Genomic DNA, 18,402 nt, shown 5'->3' with positions numbered 1-18,402 from the left:
ATGCCTTCAGCGCTCTGGAGTTTCACCCTCGATTTCTACGCCCGACCGGGTGTGGAACAGGCTTGCCTGACGCTGCAAGCCAACGGGGCCAACGTGTGCATGGTGCTTTGCGGGGTGTGGCTGGGCACGCGCGACGTGGCGTGCGATGCTCAGCGAGTAGCGCAAATAAAGCAGTTGGCGACACCCTGGCATGACGATGTGGTGCGTCCGTTGCGGGATTTGCGTAACCAATGGCGCCATGCGGCGCTTGAAGACGCACAGCTCAGTGCGTTGCGAATGAAGGTCAAGGCGCTGGAACTGGAGGCCGAACAGGGTCTGATGATGAAGCTTGAGGCACTGACCGGGGACTGGCCGGCGGGTGAGGCGAGGAATGCAGAGGAGTGGCTGCTCGAACTTGCCGAAGGGGACGCAGAAAAAAACCGCGATGCGCTGCATGTGCTGCGCATCGCGGTTGGACTTGCCGTCGACCAGACTTAGGAAGCGCTGGTTGGCGTTGCGCCGTTGGCAGGTGTTGCCGGTGCGGCGGCTGGCGCGGCAGGTGCAGGCGTTGTCGGCTTGGCTGCAGCAGGCGCTGGCGTGGCCGGTTTGGCGGCGGCTGGCTTCACGGCAGGCTTGGCCGCAGGTTTGGCGACAGGCTTGGCTGCTGCTTTCACAGGTGCCTTGGCAGGTGCTTTGGCCGGAGCCTTGACGGGCGCTTTCACAGGCGCTTTCGCCGCAGGTTTGGCGGCCGCCGCTTTTGCTGCTGCTGGTTTGGCAGCGCTGCTGGCGGTGGTCTTGGCAACCGGCGCCTTGGTGGCAGCAGGCTTGGCCGCGGCCGGTTTAGCAGCAGTTGTCCTGGCTGCAGCAGGCTTGGCGGCCGTTGTCTTGGCTGCGACAGGCTTGGCTGCTGCAGTCGCCCGGGGGGCCGGTTTGGCAGCGGCTTTTACCGGGGCCTTGGCAACAGCAGTTTTTGCGGCTGGCTTGGCAGCTGCGGAAGGCTTGGCGGCGGCCTTGGCGACTGGCTTGGCGGCGGCTGTTTTAACCGGCGCTTTCGCTGCGGTTTTTGCCGGGGCTTTGGCAGCAGGTGTCTTGGCGACCGCTTTCGGTGCGACAGGCTTGGCATCGCGAGTAGTCAGGATCTTGCCGACCGCCTCTTTCACGCGACCAATACCCTGGGCCAGTTTCAGGCTTTCCTGGGCATCACGCTTGAGGTGCAGGATGTAAGTGCGGGTTTCGGTCTGACGATCCTTGAGAGCGTCCAGCAACTCTTCCAGCTCGGACACGGCGCCTTTGGCCTTGGCCTGCGCCTTGGATTTTCCGGCGGTGGCAGCATCCTGCAACTTGATGCGGGAGTTGTGCAGTTTTTCCTGTGCCTTGCCGCGCTGTTTCTCAAGCTTGGCGAGCAGTTTCTCGGCATCAGCCAAGGCTTGGGAGCAGGCGTCTTCCAGATGTTCAAGCAAGCTGCCCGATAATTGTTGGAGCAAATGCAACGGAGTATTTACTGGCTTCTTTTTGGCCGACATGACTTACCTCCTGGGTGACGAAATTGCGGCTCATACTAGGCTTCTGCGCGCATCGCCGCTAGGGCATCTTGACAGCATCCATGGGGCGCTGTTGCATACTCAGAGAAATGATTGCTCGGCACGATGCAAAGGCATTGTGAAATTCACATCACAAGACTCGTCACTACTCGCGCTGGCGCTGGCATAATCGCTGCCTTCCCAGGCCGGAGAGCATTAATGTCGCGCTACCTGTTAACGTCGTTGTTCCTCTTGCTACCCTTGGCTCAGGCCGCCGAGGCGCCGCCTGCGTCCAGCGACGGCCACGATCTCGCCTACAGCCTGGGTGCAAGCCTCGGCGAGCGGTTGCATCAGGAAGTCCCTGACCTGGACCTCAAGGCGCTGGTAGAAGGCTTGCAGCAGGCCTATCAGGGCAAGCCGCTGGCGCTCAAGCAGGAACGCATCGACCAGATTCTGCGCGAGCATGACGCCGCGATCGCCCAGGCCGAGACTGCCGGTACGGATGCGCCGACCGAGGCGGCCCTCAAGGCCGAGCGCACGTTCATGGACAGCGAGAAGGCCAAGCCGGGTGTGAAGGTGCTGGCTGACGGGATTCTCATGACCGAGCTGACTCCTGGCACCGGCCCCAAGCCCAGTGCCGATGGCCGGGTTGAAGTGCGTTATGTCGGTCGCTTGCCGGACGGCACCATCTTCGATCAGAGCACCCAGCCCCAGTGGTTCCGGCTCGACAGCGTGATCAGCGGCTGGACCAGCGCCTTGCAGAACATGCCGACCGGCGCGAAGTGGCGGCTGGTGATCCCTTCGGATCAAGCCTATGGTGCCGAGGGCGCTGGCGATCTGATCGATCCGTTTACCCCGCTGGTATTTGAAATCGAGCTGGTTGCGGTTTCACAGTAAACGGACGGAAACCGGCGTTCAGAAATGCGAAAGGGTGCAATAAGCACCCTTGGCGTGTAGCACTTGCATCAACCAGGTCACACCTGAGCGGCGATCTCTTCCTTGTGCGAGTTATGCAGGACTTCAATCAGGCAGTCTTCCAGCTCGAAACGCTCGTGCAGCAATTGCCCCAGCTGGTTGAATTCCCGGGCCACCGCCGTCGCATCCGAGCAGTCGCCCTTGTCGCAGCGATCATTGAACGTCAGCGCAAACTTGGTAATGAAGTCCAGACGCGGATAGATCGTGTCTGCCAGTTCGAGCCCACGTTTGTCGTTGAACGCTCGCGCTTCATCACCCAGTTGTTCGTAAACCTCGAAGTGCCCGGCGGAGACGTAATCCACAAGAATGCCGCAAAAGTTCTGCAAGCCTTCGCGGTCGGCTGCCAGCGCTGCGGGCGTGTCGCCCAGTGCATCGTAGGCTTCGACCAGTTTGAGACGGCTTTGAAGCCAGCGATCAATCAGCTTGTTCACCCCGCCCCAGCGTTCCTGAGCATTCTGACAACTTTCCAGCATGGTCTTCTCTCTTCCCTTCAGGGGCATGCAGTCCTGGGCCGGTCCTGGTAGTTGGCCGGGACCTGACCTGATAAATGCGTCAGGACAGCATATTTCCAGTGACGCGTGCGGCCCAGATTATGCCCGCTCGACAAGGCCATCAAGGTACGCAGGAGATAAAGTTCATACAAGCGTTTAATAGCCGCCCCGATCTCTGGTCGCCAGCCAGTGGCTCAATTCGCTGAAAAGAGGATACAGCGGCAGCAGCGCCAGGCCTGTAAATGCCAGCAGACTCCACTCTGGCAGGCTGATACCGAACAGGGTCCAGGTGATTTCGGCGCAAAACAGCGCGTCGCTTCGCAGCCGGTCGATGCACATATCCAGGGAGAGCAGGCTCAATATTTGCTCCAGTCTGGTAATGAACGGTATCAATTGATCGGCCGAAGCGGTTTGCAGCCACACCTGTGTGCCTGCGCCAGCAAGCCCTGCCAGGGCGACCAGCAGAAGCCCCAGGCTGTAGCGGCGCGTGCCGGTCGGGCCTGGCGCGTGGCAGGCAGCACAGAGCGCCAGCACCCCACAGGCGATGAATGCAGCTCGCTGCACCATGCACAGAGTGCAAGGGTCGAGACCTACGGCTTGCTGCAGGTAAAAGGCGACGCCAATGATTGATGCACAGGCCAGCGATGCCAGGAAGAACAGGAAGCGTGTGCGAGCCAGATACATGGCAAATCCGTAACAAAGGACGAGACGATTACGGTAGAGGAAAGGGTGCGGCGCATTCAAGGTGGCGGCGTACGGATGCGTCGCTGTTTACCGAGGAAAAAGAACACGCCGCTGCGTGGTTCTTTTACACATGGATGTAGGACGATTCTCACGCATTGATCTTGACGGGCTGGTGAGGCAGCACGGAGAGCCCTCACCGAGGACTCTCCGGCGGATTCAGGCCTTGGTCAGAACCGGCAAGGGGCGCGACAGGAGGCGCTCGTCGAGCAGGCCCAGACCTTCCTGAAACAGCTGATTGCTGCGATCCGTCTCACCCAGTTGGCCGAGCAGGCGAGCCAGCTCGGCGCAGGTTTCGGGATTGCGTTCCAGGCGCAGACTGCTCTCCAGATAATCCCGCGCCTTGCCCCACAGGCGGCCTTGCAGACAGATACGTCCCAGGCTCAGCAACAGGCTTGGATCAGCAGGATGCTGCTTGAGCCAGCCCTCCGCCGTTTGCAGCTGCTTCAACGGGTCGTTGCCGCGAACCAGTCCATACAGACGCGCCAGATGGCTGTTGTACTCGCGCTTGAGGGCGCTACGAAGCACTTCTTCTGCCTGGGCTTCGGCACCCAGACGGCGCAATTGATCGGCATACGCCAGCACCAGTTGCGGCTCCTGACGTTGCGCAGAACCCAGCCCCTGCCAGGCGCTTTCCAGTGAAGGCAGACCGGTCGGTGCGCCTTCGATGCCTTCGCGGTACGCCGCCAGGCTAAGGTTTTCGCCCCAGGCGCGGCGTTCCAGCTCGGCCAGTTCCTTGGCTGGCAGGACCTTGTCCTTGCGCAGCTCCGGCATCAGACGGACCACATCGGACCAGTCACCACGTTGCTGATACAGGCGTTGCAGTTGACGAAGCACCTGAGGGTTGTGCGGATGACGCTCTTTCATGGCCAGCAGTGTGGTCAGCGCACCTTCGGTGTCGCCACGGTCCTGCTGCAGTTGAGCGTGATTCAGGGCAATCGCCAGCTCGGCTTGTGGCTGACGCTCGAGCGCGCGTTCCAGCAAGGCGTCGCAGTCTTCGTAACGGCCCTGCTCGTTGGCAGCACGTGCAGCGCCGATGTAGTAGAGCAGCGGATGCGTATCGGCTTCGGCGGCGCGTTGCAGATGACGTTGGGCGCTGGACCAGCGTCCCTCGGCAAGGTCCATCTGGCCTTGCTCGATAGCTATTTGCACGCGACGACGGCGGTTGCGGCGCGACCATGGGTTGACCACGCGGCCTGAGGTCGTCAGCAGGGTGATCAGCAGCCTCAGCAGTGCGATCACCAGTAACGCAACGACCAGCAACGCCAGGGTTGCCCACAGACTCGATTCATAGCGGAAGTTCTGATAGGCGATCAGGACATAGCCGGAATGCTCGGCGATGGCGACCCCGATCAGCGCCGCAGCGGCGATCGCGATGAATAACAGCACATAGAAGCGCTTCATCGGCTGGTCCCCTGTTGCGCCTCGGCTGGCTGGCCGGCAGCGTGACGGCGTTCAAGGTAGGCCTGCACGGCGCTCAGGGTTGGTGCCAGATCCGGTGTCTTCACCGATACCGGCTGGCTGGCAACGGCATCAAGCCCTTGGCCGAGCGCCTTGCCCTGTGGGTCGTCCTGATCGAAGTTGGCTTTCAGAACGCTCTGCGCTTCGGTGATGGCCTTGGAATAAACCTCGGGCTCGCCGTTAAGCGCTGCCCACTGCGCCTGCTCCAGCGCCAGGCTCAGGGCCAGGCGCACCTGCGAAAGGCTCTGGCCGGCGAGTACCGGGCGGATGTCCTTGTCGGCGTTGAAATCGATGCGGAAGTAATGGGAGATCTCGTCCCACCACTGCGACCAGCGGCTGGTTTCGGTCTTGTCAGCGGTCAGCCCCATAAGCGACTCGCCCTTGTCTGCGTATTCGGGAGCCAGCTTGTTGAGCTGTACAGCCTGCTCACGCAAGGCAGCCAGTTGCAGAAACAGCCCGGTGCGGTCCGGCTGCTCGACGCTGCGCAGGGCGGCAAGGCTCTTGGCCAGTTGCTCGCGGGCAGCGAAGGAGCCTGGATCATCCTGCTCACGCAGAATTTCGTCGGCACCCTGAACCAGCGCCTGCGCACTGTTGATGTCCTGCAGCGCTGAAAGGCGCAGGCTGGCCAGACGCAGCAGATGTTCGGCCTCGGCCAGACGCCAGTCCTTGCGGCTCGCCCCCAGCACGGTTTCGAGTCGCTGGCTGAGACGCTGCTGATCGCCTTGCAGTTGCGCGACCAGACGGCGGCTGTCTTCCAGTTGGTTGGCTGGCGGGAATTGCGCGATACGTGCGCTCAGTTGCTGGTCATTCTGCGCCAGCACCAGGGTCTGTTCGGCGATGTCCTCGACCTGTCCGCGCTGTTGCTGGTGCCCGGCCTGCAACATGCGCAGTTGCCAGACTCCCCAGCCGGCGACGGCGATACCGGCAATTGCCAGCAGCAAGGCCAGGAATACCAGGCCACTGTTGCGGCTGCCGGTGCGCTCGGTGCGGACTGGCTCAGGCTTGGATGCAGGCGTTTTCAACACCGATTCTTCGTCTTTAGGCAAGGCTGTTTCGCTCACGTATCCCATCCTTTGCATTTTGGCGTAATAGCGTAAACGACAGGTGTCGATCATTACGCCTTGACGGCAGGCTGAGGTTGTTCCCGCAACGCTGCCAGCAATGCCGCGGCGCTGGCGCCACGACAATCAATAACGGTCCGTGCTCCGGCTGCTCGCGCAATGCTGGCAACCCGGGGGCTCGGTACAAACAGCGGCAGATCGGCCAGGTCCGGCCATGAATCCCCCGCCAACTGAAGCAAATGTTCAAAACCCTGCCCACTGCTGACCACCAGCCCGTTCAAGCGTTCCACCGCGACACGTTGCGCCAGGGCGCCGGGCGCATGCTGCGGCAGGTAGCGACGATACAGCGGCAGGTAATCAACGCCCACCCCCAGCCCGCGCAGTTGCTCGGCCAACAGTTCGCGTCCCTCGTCACCGCGCATGATCAACACACGGCTTCCCGGTACGGCAATCGCCTGTTTGAGGCGCGGCAGTTCAAGCAAGGCTTCGCTGTCGTCGCCCTGCTCCGGCCAGCTCGCATCGAGCCCGTAATCGACCAGTATCTGCCCGGTTGCTGAACCCACACTGAACCAGGGTTGCAGGGGCGGTTGCGGCCATACTTCGTCGATCAGTTCGATGGCCAGTCGCGCGGCCGGCTTGCTGACCACGATCACTGCACAATAATTGAGCAGCTCGAAAATGATCGAACGCTGTGCAGGCGTCAAGGGCAACGGCTCGGTTTCAAGCAGCGGCAGGCTGCTGCTGAAGATACCTGCCTCGGCCAGCACCCTGGCCAGCGCTGCCGACTCTTCGGCCGGGCGGGTCAGCAGCAGACGCCAGCCCCTCATTCGTTATTGGCCTCGCCGTAGACCGCTTTCAGAATCTCGGCGGCGCCCTGCTCCAGCAGCGCTTCGGCCACCTGCACACCCAGTGCCTGGGCGGATGTCTGGGGCGCCCGGGCATCTGCGTGCAGCAACACGCTGCCGGACGGATCGCCCACCAGGCCGCGCAACCAGACGTCATCGCCTTCCAGTACGGCGTAGCAGGCGATCGGCACCTGACAGCCACCGTTGAGGTGCTTGTTCAGCGAACGCTCGGCAATCACGCGCACGGCGGTGTCTTCGTGGTGCAGAGGGGCAAGCAGTGCATGAATTTCGGCGTCGACGCTACGGCATTCGATACCCACCGCGCCTTGGCCACCGGCTGGCAGGCTGTCATCGACGCTGATCGCCGAGGTGATGCGGTCTTCGAAACCCAGGCGGATCAGGCCGGCGGCGGCGAGGATGATGGCGTCGTACTCACCGGCATCGAGCTTGGCCAGACGGGTATTGACGTTGCCGCGCAGGAAACGGATCTGCAGGTCGGGTCGACGCGCCAGCAATTGGGCCTGACGGCGCAGGCTGGAGGTGCCGACAATGCTGCCCGCCGGCAACTGGTCCAGGCTGGCAAAGGTGTTGGAGACGAATGCATCGCGCGGGTCTTCACGCTCGCAGATGCAGAACAGGCCCAGGCCTTGTGGAAAATCCATCGGCACGTCTTTCATCGAATGCACGGCGATGTCGGCGTTGTTTTCCAGAAGCGCGGTTTCCAGTTCCTTGACGAACAGGCCTTTGCCACCGATTTTCGACAGCGGGGAGTCGAGCAGTTTGTCGCCACGGCTGACCATGGGCACCAGCGTCACGAGCAGACCGGGGTGGGCCTGTTCCAGGCGGGCCTTGACGTATTCTGCCTGCCAGAGTGCCAGCGCGCTTTTGCGAGTGGCGATGCGGATTTCGCGAGAGGACATTGAACAATCCGTACTGAGTGAATGCGACGGATAATAACAGCTCAATCCCGGTCAGGGCGGCTTCGGCGCCGATTGGGAATTGCTTCAGACACTAAGCCGATCAATCAATCGGCAGTGCCTGAGGGGCGCATGAGGAAGGCTGCCCGCGGGCCAGCCGAAAAACACATGAATCCGGGATTGCCCCCCGTTCCATGAATCGGCCCGCGCGCAGAGGCTCCAGAGCGGCGAAGCGCTAGAGCTGCTGCATCATTTTGCGGACACCGGCGACGTGGCGGCGGCTGACGATCAACGCATCGCCATTGAGGCCTCTGAGGAACAGCTGGAAATGCCCCAGCGGGGTGCGCTGCAACCGTTCTATTCGCTCGCGGGCCACCAGCGCATTGCGGTGGATGCGCACGAAACGGTCACCGAATTCGTCTTCCAGTGCCTTGAGCGGTTCGTCCAGCAGCACTTCGCCGCCTTCATGACGCAAGGTCACGTACTTGTGATCGGCGATAAAGTAGATCACCTGATCCAGGGGAATCAGCTCGATGCCTTTGCGGGTACGCGCGCTGATGTGGCTGCGTGGCCCTGATCCGCTTTCGGCAGCCGGGCGGGTCAACGCCGCCAGTTGCACACGGTTCGGCCGCTCGGCTTTGCGCAGCGCTTCGACAAGGTGCTCGGACCGCACAGGCTTGACCAGATAGCCCACCGCGCTGACCTGGAAAGCTTCCAGTGCGAATTCATCATGGGCGGTGCAGAAGACCACTGCAGGCGGTGCTTCCCGCTCGCACAGCCGCGCTGCGACCTGGAGGCCATCGAGACCCGGCATGCGGATATCGAGCAGCACTACGTCCGGTTTGTGGGCCTCGATCAGCGCCAAGGCTTCTTCGCCATTGGACGCGCTGGGTTCCAGTACTCGATAACCCTCGATTTCATTGACCATGCGGCTCAATCGCTCGCGGGCCAGGGGTTCGTCATCAACGATCAGGACATTCATATAGCTCTGGCTTCCTGCGTGAGTCTCGCACAAGGATAGCGTAGACAGGTGTAGTGACGACCGTCACGGCGCTCCACGCTCAGACTGGCGTGCGGGCCAAAAAGTGCCGCAATTCGTGCGCCTATATTCGTCAGAGCTTGCTGAGTACCGTTGGAAGTCTGCCGATTGGCAACTTCTTCATAGGGATTGCTGACGCTCAATATGAACTCTCCCCCTTCATAGTTCGCTTCGACTGTTACAACGCCCCCTTCGACCCGCGGAGCAATGCCATAAATCAAAGCGTTTTCAAGTAATGGCTGCAAGGTTAGCTGGGGGATCGGCAAGTCCTCGGGAATTGCGCTCACCCTCCAGTCCAACTGTAGACGCTCGCCAAGACGATATTGCTCAATCGATAAATATCGTTTTGCCAATGCCAGCTCTTCACCCCATGTCACCAGGCTGCCCGGCTTGGCCAGACTGGCGCGAAACAGGTCCGAAAGATCCAGCACCGCCTGCTCGGCCTTGACCGGGTTGCTGGCCACCAGACTGGCGATACTGTTGAGTGTGTTGAAGAGGAAATGCGGGCGGATGCGCGCTTGCAGCGATTCGATTCTGGCGCGCAGTTCGCCCTGTTGCTGCTTGCGCCACTGACTCTGCAGATAGAAATAGCGCAGCATCAGGGCCGACATGATCAGGGCAATCGTCGAGTAGCGCAGATAACGCTCGACCATGCCGCTGACCGAAATCCGCCCGGTAAGCTGACAGACATCGGTAACGGCTGTGCACAACAGCGTCAGGCCGACCACCAGAAGGCAACTGAGCATGCCTGCCAGCCCCGGCGTCAATCGCGCCAGCCAGGGCCGCAAGCCGCACAGCAGCGCCGCGGACAGTAGCACGATCCATTGCACGAACAGCGACATCAACGCCAGGCGTACCCAGTCGAAGCCGCTGCGCATCGGTTCCACCAGCACCAGAACCAGCACCAGCAGCTCCGCCAGCACGACGAGCACCAGCAATGCCTGCGGCAGGCACAGTTCAGGGAGGAAAAAGTCTTTGCCGGGCGCGGGCCGGGCGTCGTGTTTCACAGGTTCGATTCGCATGACTCCAGTCTCTGCCCTGGCCTCGTCAGCGGCAAGCTGTCCGGGGATAAATATGCATCAACCCTGTTATCATCGCGTTCGTTCTTGTGCCAGGTATCGGGCACGTCACTTTCCAGTCAGCAACGAGCGAATCCATGAGCACCGACAAGACCAACCAGTCCTGGGGCGGCCGCTTCAGTGAACCCGTCGACGCGTTTGTCGCGCGTTTCACCGCCTCCGTCACCTTCGATCAACGCCTGTATCGCCACGACATCATGGGCTCCATCGCCCACGCCACAATGCTGGCCAAGGTGGGCGTACTGACCGACGCCGAGCGCGATACCATCGTTGACGGCCTGAACACCATCCAGGCCGAGATCGAGGCTGGCCAGTTCGACTGGCGCGTTGATCTGGAAGACGTGCACATGAACATTGAAGCACGCCTGACCGACCGCATCGGTATCACCGGCAAGAAACTGCACACCGGTCGCAGCCGCAACGATCAGGTCGCCACCGATATCCGTCTGTGGCTGCGCGACGAAATCGACCTGATCCTCAGCGAAATCACCCGTCTGCAGCAAGGCCTGCTGGGCCAGGCCGAGCGTGAAGCTGAAACCATCATGCCCGGTTTCACCCACTTGCAGACGGCCCAGCCGGTAACATTCGGTCACCATATGCTGGCCTGGTTCGAAATGCTCAGCCGCGACTACGAACGTCTGGTCGACTGCCGCAAGCGTCTCAACCGCATGCCGCTGGGCAGCGCGGCACTGGCGGGCACCACCTACCCGATCGACCGCGAGCTGACCTGCACACTGCTGGGCTTCGAGGTGGTGGGCGGCAACTCGCTGGACGGTGTATCGGATCGCGACTTCGCCATCGAATTCTGCTCGGCTGCATCCATCGCAATGATGCACCTGTCGCGCTTTTCGGAAGAGCTGGTGCTCTGGACCAGTGCGCAGTTCCAGTTCATCGACCTGCCGGACCGCTTCTGCACCGGCAGCTCGATCATGCCGCAAAAGAAAAACCCTGACGTCCCCGAGCTGGTTCGCGGCAAGAGCGGCCGTGTGTTCGGCGCCCTGATGGGCCTGCTGACCCTGATGAAAGGCCAGCCGCTGGCGTACAACAAGGACAACCAGGAAGACAAGGAGCCGCTGTTCGACGCCGCCGACACACTGCGTGATTCGTTGCGTGCGTTCGCCGACATGATACCGGCGATCAAGCCCAGGCACGCAATGATGCGTGAAGCGGCGCTGCGCGGCTTCTCGACCGCCACCGATCTGGCCGACTATCTGGTCCGCCGTGGTCTGCCGTTCCGTGATTGCCACGAAATCGTTGGTCACGCGGTGAAATACGGTGTGGAAACCGGCAAGGACCTGGCAGAGATGAGCCTGGAAGAGCTGCGTCAGTTCAGCAACCAGATCGAACAGGACGTCTTCGCCGTGCTGACCCTGGAAGGCTCGGTGAATGCCCGTGACCACATCGGCGGCACCGCCCCCGAACAGGTCCGCGCCGCCGTGGTTCGCGGCCAGGAACTGCTGGCCGGGCGCTAAACATACCCCGCACAGCCCCTGATGACGCGGAGCATTGGCACGATAGAAATCTCAAGGTTTTCATCGTTCCCATGCTCCGCGTGGGAATGCGCTTCTTGACGCTCTGCGTCCTGTCCTGAGCGTGCGTAGCGCCACGGATATGTGACGCAGAGCGTCACGACCTGCATGCCAACGCGGAGCATTGGCATGATAGTGATCTCAAGTTTTCATCGTTCCCATGCTCCGCGTGGGAATGCGCTTCTGGACGCTCTGCGTCCTGTCCTGAATGTGCGCCGCAGAGCGTCACGAAACGACCGTGTTCTCGTGCACCTATCATTCCTACAACTCTTTCAGCACCTGCCGATTTCCCTCCAGCGCACCCCGCCGCTATCATCCCCGCTTCTTGTGGGGGACTTATCCGATGCTCAATGGCCTGTGGCTTGGTTTTTTTGTCGTGGCGACGATTTCCGCGCTGGTGCAGTGGCTGGTGGGCGGCAACGCCGGCATTTTTGCCGCGATGGTCGAAAGTATCTTTGCCATGGCCAAGCTGTCGGTCGAGGTCATGGTGCTGCTGTTCGGCACGCTGACTCTATGGCTGGGCTTTTTGCGCATCGCCGAGAAGGCCGGCATCGTCGACTGGCTGGCCAAGGTTCTCGGGCCGCTGTTTCTGCGCCTGATGCCGGAGGTGCCGCCCGGCCACCCTGCGCTCGGGCTGATCACCCTCAACTTCGCCGCTAATGCCCTGGGGCTCGACAACGCCGCCACGCCGATCGGCCTGAAGGCCATGCGCTCGCTACAGGAACTCAACCCCAGCAAGACCGCCGCCAGTAACGCGCAGATCCTCTTTCTGGTGCTCAACGCCTCATCCCTGACCCTGCTGCCGGTAACGATTTTCATGTACCGCGCCCAGCAGGGTGCGCCTGACCCGACCCTGGTATTCCTGCCGATCCTGCTGGCCACCAGTGTCTCGACCATCGTCGGTCTGCTGTCGGTCGCGTTCATGCAACGTCTGCGTCTGTGGGACCCGGTGGTGCTCGCCTACCTCATCCCCGGCGCCCTGCTGCTGGGCACCTTCATGGCCTTTCTCGGCACACTGTCGGCGGCTGCGCTGGCGGGTCTGTCGTCGATTCTGGGCAACCTCACGCTGTTCGGCCTGATCATGATGTTTCTGATCATCGGCACGCTACGCAAGGTGCTGGTCTACGAGGCCTTCGTCGAAGGTGCGAAGGAAGGCTTCGACGTCGCCAAGAGCCTGCTGCCTTATCTGGTCGCCATGCTCTGCGCCGTGGGCGTGCTGCGCGCATCCGGCGCGCTGGACTTCGGTCTGGAAGGCATTCGGCATCTGGTGCAGTGGCTGGGGCTGGACACGCGCTTCGTCGATGCGCTGCCGACCGCCATGGTCAAGCCCTTCTCGGGCAGCGCCGCCCGTGCCCTGTTGATCGAAACCATGCAGACCCAAGGCGTGGACAGCTTCGCTGCATTGGCCGCTGCCACGATTCAGGGCAGTACCGAAACCACGTTCTACGTGCTTGCCGTGTACTTCGGCGCCGTAGGCATTCAGCGCGCCCGCCATGCTGTGGGCTGCGCGCTGCTGGCCGAGTTTTCCGGCGTCGTGGCCGCGATCTTCGTCTGCTACTGGTTCTTCGGCGCGACCGCCTCCTGAAACATTACTGCGCCGGAACCTGAGGCGCAGATTCAGCGGGGGCTGGCTCTGCAGGCGCAGCCTCCTGCTTCTCCTGTTTCGGCTCAGTTGCAGGGGCTGATTCAGGTGTAGCCTCTTCGGCCGAGTCGCCGCCTGGCTTGAGCTTGATTATCCGTCCGGTAGGCCGCTTCACTGCCGGTTGATCATCGTCAGTGACCACAAAACGCAGCACGCCTATCATCTGGCCGTCTTCGGTCAGCACCCTCACCTGCCAGCGTCCTGTCACGTCCTCCGGGAAGTTCTGCTTGCGCGTCCAGGCGCGATAGCCTTCCTTGCGGCCGCCGTGGATATCCAGCGCGATGCGGTCCATCTCTTCGCCTTCATGCCACCACACATGGTAGATACGCTCGTCCAGGCCACGCGGCGCATTGATGGCGGTGTACGCATACAGGCCGCCGTTGCGCAGCTGCTTGGCGCTGATCAGCGAAATGCTGTCGCCCGGCGTACGGTTCTTGTTATCGAAGTCCGGGCTCACCGCCACTTCGGTCAACCACAGCGTCGCAGGCGGCACCCAGGAGCGCAGCAACCAGCCCGCCGCGCCGATGGCCAGGATGATGCTGATCACGGCCAGTGCGCTGCGCCAGGTGTTGAGCGGAAAGTTCGACATCAGGCTGGGCGCCGACAGCAGCATCGCCACGCCCAGGGCCAGTTTGTAACTCTCGGCGGTGGTCAGGTGCAGGATGATCGGCAGCGCGGTCAGCAGTGCGGCGAACAGCGTCAGTGTGTGCAGCGTCATGAACAGCCAGCGCCTGGGCGCCAGCCATTTGTAGTAGAGAGGGTCGATGATCGAGATCAGCCCGGCGGCCCCGAGCACCGCAGTGAACACCGCCTGACCACTGTTCCAGGTGGTGGTGATGAAAAAGAACGGCAGCACGAAGAACAGGCTTTCCTGATGAATCATCTGCGTGCCGTAGCGCAACAAACCCTGCGGGATCTCGCGGCCCAGTGCCTTGTTGAGCAACCCGACCATGGTGTTTTCGACCATCAACCACAGCCAGCTGATCAGCATCACCACCGCGATCCAGGTGGCCAGCCCTGCCTGGCGATCGACCAGAATGAAACTGGCGATACCGGAAACGAAACCAAACGCTGCAATGAGCCCCGGATAGCGCTGCATCAAGTTGAGCACGGGTGTCACATAGCGATTCACGTCAAGCATCGGAGGGGTCACTCGGTTCTGTTCATACAAAAAACGCGCAGCGTAACAACGCGGCGCGGAGCCTGCACCCTGGTGCAGTTCGGCGTCAGGATTCTATGTGCTGCGTATACGCCAGCGCCACAAGGCCAGCAGTGCGATGAAACCCAGTACCCCGCCAATCAGCCAATACAGGCCGTCATAACTGAACAGCGGCTTTTCAATGCGCATGTAACCCGGCTGGGCAAGCAATTGGCGCAGCGCCTGATTGGCTGTCTCCAGCTTCACCGCCTTGATACGCTTGGTCGGATCCTCGAAGCGCCCGTTTTCATAATCGTTGAGCGCGCTCCAATAGTAGTCCGCCAGCGCGCTATTGCCTTGTGTAGCCCATGACTGCCGATCAATGGCAAGCTGTTGCAGCCGCGCAAACGTAGCGGGCTGCATGCCGTCTTTTTGCAGGCGTTCGACCAGAGCGCGAATGTCGCGCTCGGCCTCATCGGCATCATCACGCTCGACATCGGCGTTCAGGCTCAGAAACCCGACATCGCCAAACACTTCGCGCTCTGCAGAAGGCCCGTAGGACAGACTGTGTTTCAGGCGCAGCTCAGTGTAGAGCGTCCAGTCCAGATAGGCTTTGACCAGATCCCAGGTTTCGTCGTGCTGATCGTCGAGCTGCGGCTCGGGGTAGATCAGGTGCAGCTTGGCACTCTCGCCCAGCCCGCCGCGTTCAAGCTCGCGGCGCGGTTCGGCCGAGCCGTTGCCTTGCGCCAGTGGCGGGTGGTCGATCGGGTCAGTGGGGGCGAGCTTGCCGTAGGTGCGCTCCAGATAGGCTGGCAGCAGCTTGTCCAGATCACCCACCACAATCAGCGTCATGTTGTTGGGGGCGTACCAGTTGGCGAAGACGTCTTCGATGTGCTCCAGCTTGATGCCGTCCACCTCGGGGCGTTCGGCGCATTTGAGGCCCAGTTCCACCGCTAACTGACTGCTGGCGCTGCGCCCGGAATCTCGTCGGTCAAGCAGGCGCTGCAAGTGGGAAAAGTGCCCGCCATCTTCGCGCTCGACCACGCGTTTGACGCCATCCAGCCGCGCCTGGCTCAGCTCGGTTTTGGTCATGATCTCCAGCAGCAGGTCGAGCACCTTGCGCTGGTTGCGCGCAGGCGCTTCGATCACGAAGGTGGTGTCGGCGTTGCTGGTGAAGGCGTTCCACTCGCCGCCCAGTGCCTGCATACGCTCTTCCAGCCCGCCTTCACCGCTGTCATCCACGCCGCTGAACAACAAGTGTTCCAGCAGATGCGGCAGTTCCTTGTCCTGGCACGGGAAATCATCGAAGCCGATACCCACCACCAGGCGGATGGCGACATGACCCTTGTCGTCACCGGGTTTGAGAATGACTTGCAAACCATTGGGCAGCAGGTAGCCCTCGACCTGAAGACGGTCAAGGGCGAATGAGGGGAGTGAACCGAGGAGCAGACAAGCGAACAGCAGGCAACGCATAAAACAGCTTTCCTGGCGGGCCGGTATGTTTAACAGACTTCACCTGCGCCCTTACGTTCAGAGTGATCTGTCGGCCTCGACCTCGCTCGACAAGGCGCCTGTGTCAGCGGTTTCCAGCACCACGTAGGCGCTGCTGCAGAACAGCGAGTTCAGACGCTTCATGTCGGCAATCAGTTCCAGGTGCAGCGAACTGGTTTCGATACTCTGGACCACCTTGTTGCGCAGGCGGCTGACATGGGCGTGTGCCAGGCGTCGCTCCTCGGCCCTGAACTGACGCTTTTCGCGCAATAACTGACGGGCGCTCTCGTGATCGCCGCTGAGGAACACCGAGAGGCCCAGACGCAGGTTCGACTGTAATTGAATCTGCAGATCGGCAAGTTCTTCAAGACCGACTTCAGAGAACGACCGGCGATGCGCCGTCTTCTGCTGCTGGATCTTGCGCAGCATGCGTTCGATCAGGCCGCTGGCCAGTTCCAGGTTGATGGTCAGCTCGATGATCTCGGCCCAGCGCCGGTTATCGTGCTCGCCGAGGTCTTCACGCGGCATCTGCGCCAGGTACAGCTTGATCGCGCTGTACAACGCTTCGACGTCGTCGTTGAGGCGGCGCACTTCCTGGGTCACTGCGGTTTGCGTGCCGCGCAGCACCGCCAGCATCGAGGCGAGCATGCTTTCGATCAGATCGCCCATACGCAGGGTTTCACGCACTGCGTTGGCCAGCGCAAGGCTGGGCGTCGACAGGGCGGTCAGGTCCAGATGACGCGGTTTGGCCAGGCCGCCGACTTCGTTCTGTTGCGGCAGCAGATACGAACAGAGCCGCGCCATTGGAGCCACGGTAGGCAGCATGATCAGGCAACGCACCGTGTTGTAGAGCAGGTGAAAGCCGATCACCAGTTCCTGCGGACTAAAGCCCAGTGTGTCGATCCAGGCAACCAGCGGATCAAGCACCGGAAAGATCAGCAACAGGCCGAACAGCTTGTACAGCAGACTGCCCAGCGCCACCTGCCGACCGGCAACGTTCTGCATGCTGGTACTGAGGAAGGCCAGCAGGCCGCTGCCGATATTGGCCCCGATCACCAGGCCGATCGCCACCGGCAAGCCAATGACCTCGGTGCCCGCCAGTGTCGCCGTCAGCAGCACTGCTGCCAGGCTGGAATAGGAGATCAGCGCGAACATGGCGCCCACCAGCGCATCCAGCAGCAGGTCGCCGGTCAGCGAGGCGAACAGCACCTTGACCCCCGCGGCCTGGGTGATCGGTGCAGCGGCCGCGACGATCAACTGCAAGGCCAGCACGATCAGGCCCAGACCAATACCGACCCGCCCCAGTTGGCCGGCACGGGTCTGCTTGCGCGACAGAAAGAACACCACGCCAAGGAAAATCAGCAGCGGTGACAGCCATGACAGATCGAAGGTCAGCACGCGAGACATCAAGGCGGTGCCGACATCGGCGCCAAGCATGATCGCCAGCGCAGGCGTCAGCGTCATCAGCCCCTGGCCGACAAACGATGTCACCAGCATGGCGGTGGCGTTACTGCTCTGCACCAGTGCCGTCACCAGAATGCCGGCGATGAACGCGAGCGGTCGTTTGGACATGTTCTGGCTGAGCACACGACGAAGTTGTGTACCGTAAACACGAAGGATGCCAGTGCGCACGATATGCGTGCCCCAGATCAGCAGGGCGACGGCGGATAGCAAATCGAGCAGGGTCAGCATGCGAAAAGCCCCCTGAGGTTTGCCCATACAGGCGATGAATTGAAAGATGCAGCGTGTAGCGAGCGGGGATGGGTGTAACGCTCTACTAAGCTTTTAGTCGGCCATGGGCCTTGGCGCCAGCATCGCACAGCGTGGATTTCATTGAAATAAAAGTGTCATAAATCAGTGCCCATTCGCGTCTCGTTCTTCACGCTCCCAAATGGGGATGCCCTTTGTAGCGCTTCGCGCCACGTTACACGCTCAAAATCGGACGCAGAGCGTCCAGAACGGCATACCCACGCGGAGCATGGGTACGATGATGTCCTTGAGAGCACCTATCGTTCCTCACGCTCCAGCGTGGGAATGCTCTTCGTGACGCTGCGCGTCATAACTCTGCGCCACGCCACACATTCAGGACCGGACGCAGAGCGTCCAGAGCGGCATACCCACGCGGAGCATGGGTACGATGGTGTTCTTGAGAGCACCTATCGTTCCTCACGCTCCAGCGTGGGACTGCTCTTCGTGACGCTGCGCGTCATAACTCTGCGTCACGCCACACATTCAGGACCGGACGCAGAGCGTCCAGAACGGCATACCCACGCGGAGCATGGGTACGATGATGTCCTTGAGCACCTATCGTTCCCCACGCTCCAGTGGACTGCCCCCAAGAAGTTGGACACCAATCCGACCTAATGGGGGTGTTCAAATGGCCAAGTATTCAGAGCAATTCAAACTCACCGTCGTCAAAGCGTACCTTGAAGGCAACATCGGCTTTCGTAAGGTGGCCAGTCAGTTCTCGATCGATTTCAGCCTGCTTCGACGC

At 61.4% G+C, this 18,402-nt stretch carries 16 protein-coding genes; 4 read left to right on the top strand and 12 right to left on the bottom strand.

Annotated elements, in window-relative coordinates:
• Positions 1–477, top strand: coding sequence for a TIGR02444 family protein (locus KBY08_RS16385; RefSeq protein WP_024640025.1), 477 nt, complete (start codon positions 1–3; stop codon positions 475–477).
• On the opposite strand, the gene KBY08_RS16380 is transcribed toward KBY08_RS16385, so the two are convergent.
• Positions 474–1,502 (bottom strand): AlgP family protein, encoded by a 1,029-nt coding sequence (locus KBY08_RS16380; protein WP_024651185.1) that lies wholly within the window; start codon positions 1,500–1,502, stop codon positions 474–476. The two genes, KBY08_RS16385 and KBY08_RS16380, sit on opposite strands and share 4 nt — an antisense overlap.
• Before the next feature lie 216 nt (positions 1,503–1,718).
• Between KBY08_RS16380 and KBY08_RS16375 the strand changes: the two genes are divergently transcribed.
• Entirely contained in the window at positions 1,719–2,396 is a 678-nt protein-coding gene (locus tag KBY08_RS16375; RefSeq protein WP_011266156.1) for an FKBP-type peptidyl-prolyl cis-trans isomerase, read from the top strand.
• A 77-nt stretch (positions 2,397–2,473) separates the two neighbouring features.
• Here the strand turns inward: KBY08_RS16375 and KBY08_RS16370 are convergent, their stop codons facing one another.
• From KBY08_RS16370 to KBY08_RS16335, 8 genes are all read right to left on the bottom strand, one after another.
• Positions 2,474–2,947: an Rsd/AlgQ family anti-sigma factor gene (locus KBY08_RS16370; protein WP_003401557.1), complete on the bottom strand. Its 474-nt coding sequence runs from the start codon at positions 2,945–2,947 to the stop codon at positions 2,474–2,476.
• A gap of 174 nt (positions 2,948–3,121) precedes the next feature.
• Entirely contained in the window at positions 3,122–3,649 is a 528-nt protein-coding gene (locus tag KBY08_RS16365) for a disulfide bond formation protein B (RefSeq protein WP_003401558.1), read from the bottom strand.
• 216 nt (positions 3,650–3,865) lie between these two features.
• Positions 3,866–5,110, bottom strand: coding sequence for a heme biosynthesis protein HemY (locus KBY08_RS16360; RefSeq protein WP_003401559.1), 1,245 nt, complete (start codon positions 5,108–5,110; stop codon positions 3,866–3,868).
• Positions 5,107–6,228, bottom strand: a complete 1,122-nt coding sequence (locus KBY08_RS16355) for a uroporphyrinogen-III C-methyltransferase (protein ID WP_024641405.1) — start codon at positions 6,226–6,228, stop codon at positions 5,107–5,109. Before KBY08_RS16355 ends, KBY08_RS16360 begins: the two co-directional genes overlap by 4 nt.
• 53 nt (positions 6,229–6,281) lie before the next feature.
• Positions 6,282–7,055, bottom strand: coding sequence for a uroporphyrinogen-III synthase (locus KBY08_RS16350; RefSeq protein ID WP_103359901.1), 774 nt, complete (start codon positions 7,053–7,055; stop codon positions 6,282–6,284).
• Positions 7,052–7,993 (bottom strand): hydroxymethylbilane synthase, encoded by a 942-nt coding sequence (gene hemC / locus KBY08_RS16345; RefSeq protein ID WP_060400511.1) that lies wholly within the window; start codon positions 7,991–7,993, stop codon positions 7,052–7,054. Before hemC ends, KBY08_RS16350 begins: the two co-directional genes overlap by 4 nt.
• Before the next feature lie 232 nt (positions 7,994–8,225).
• The gene (locus KBY08_RS16340) at positions 8,226–8,972 is read right to left on the bottom strand and encodes a LytR/AlgR family response regulator transcription factor (RefSeq protein WP_003401565.1); all 747 of its coding nucleotides are present in this window, start codon (positions 8,970–8,972) and stop codon (positions 8,226–8,228) included.
• Positions 8,969–10,051, bottom strand: a complete 1,083-nt coding sequence (locus KBY08_RS16335) for a sensor histidine kinase (RefSeq protein ID WP_024640029.1) — start codon at positions 10,049–10,051, stop codon at positions 8,969–8,971. The genes KBY08_RS16340 and KBY08_RS16335 overlap by 4 nt, the downstream gene beginning before the upstream one ends.
• 134 nt (positions 10,052–10,185) lie before the next feature.
• Between KBY08_RS16335 and argH the strand changes: the two genes are divergently transcribed.
• Both argH and KBY08_RS16325 read left to right on the top strand, forming a co-directional pair.
• Positions 10,186–11,580, top strand: a complete 1,395-nt coding sequence (gene argH, locus KBY08_RS16330) for an argininosuccinate lyase (protein WP_111522525.1) — start codon at positions 10,186–10,188, stop codon at positions 11,578–11,580.
• 400 nt (positions 11,581–11,980) lie between these two features.
• A complete protein-coding gene (locus KBY08_RS16325; RefSeq protein WP_011266161.1) occupies positions 11,981–13,222 on the top strand; it encodes a nucleoside recognition domain-containing protein in 1,242 nt (413 codons plus the stop codon).
• 4 nt (positions 13,223–13,226) lie between these two features.
• Here KBY08_RS16325 and KBY08_RS16320 read toward each other — a convergent pair whose 3' ends face one another.
• The 3 genes from KBY08_RS16320 to KBY08_RS16310 form a co-directional block, all read right to left on the bottom strand.
• Positions 13,227–14,420 carry a DUF5924 family protein gene (locus KBY08_RS16320; RefSeq protein WP_103378362.1) on the bottom strand — a complete coding sequence of 398 codons (1,194 nt, stop codon included), beginning with the start codon at positions 14,418–14,420 and terminating at the stop codon, positions 13,227–13,229.
• Between the two features lie 93 nt (positions 14,421–14,513).
• Positions 14,514–15,890 (bottom strand): M16 family metallopeptidase, encoded by a 1,377-nt coding sequence (locus KBY08_RS16315; protein ID WP_024659897.1) that lies wholly within the window; start codon positions 15,888–15,890, stop codon positions 14,514–14,516.
• Positions 15,891–15,947: 57 nt separating this feature from the next.
• On the bottom strand, positions 15,948–17,600 hold the full coding sequence (locus KBY08_RS16310) for a Na/Pi cotransporter family protein (protein WP_024642305.1): 1,653 nt from the start codon (positions 17,598–17,600) through the stop codon (positions 15,948–15,950).
• Positions 17,601–18,402 lie beyond the last annotated feature (802 nt).

This window comes from Pseudomonas sp. P135 (genome assembly GCF_020312125.1).
Lineage (GTDB): Bacteria > Pseudomonadota > Gammaproteobacteria > Pseudomonadales > Pseudomonadaceae > Aquipseudomonas > Aquipseudomonas fragariae.
The sequence above is the reverse complement of the archived record's forward strand: the minus strand, read 5'-3'. Positions and strand labels throughout refer to the sequence as shown.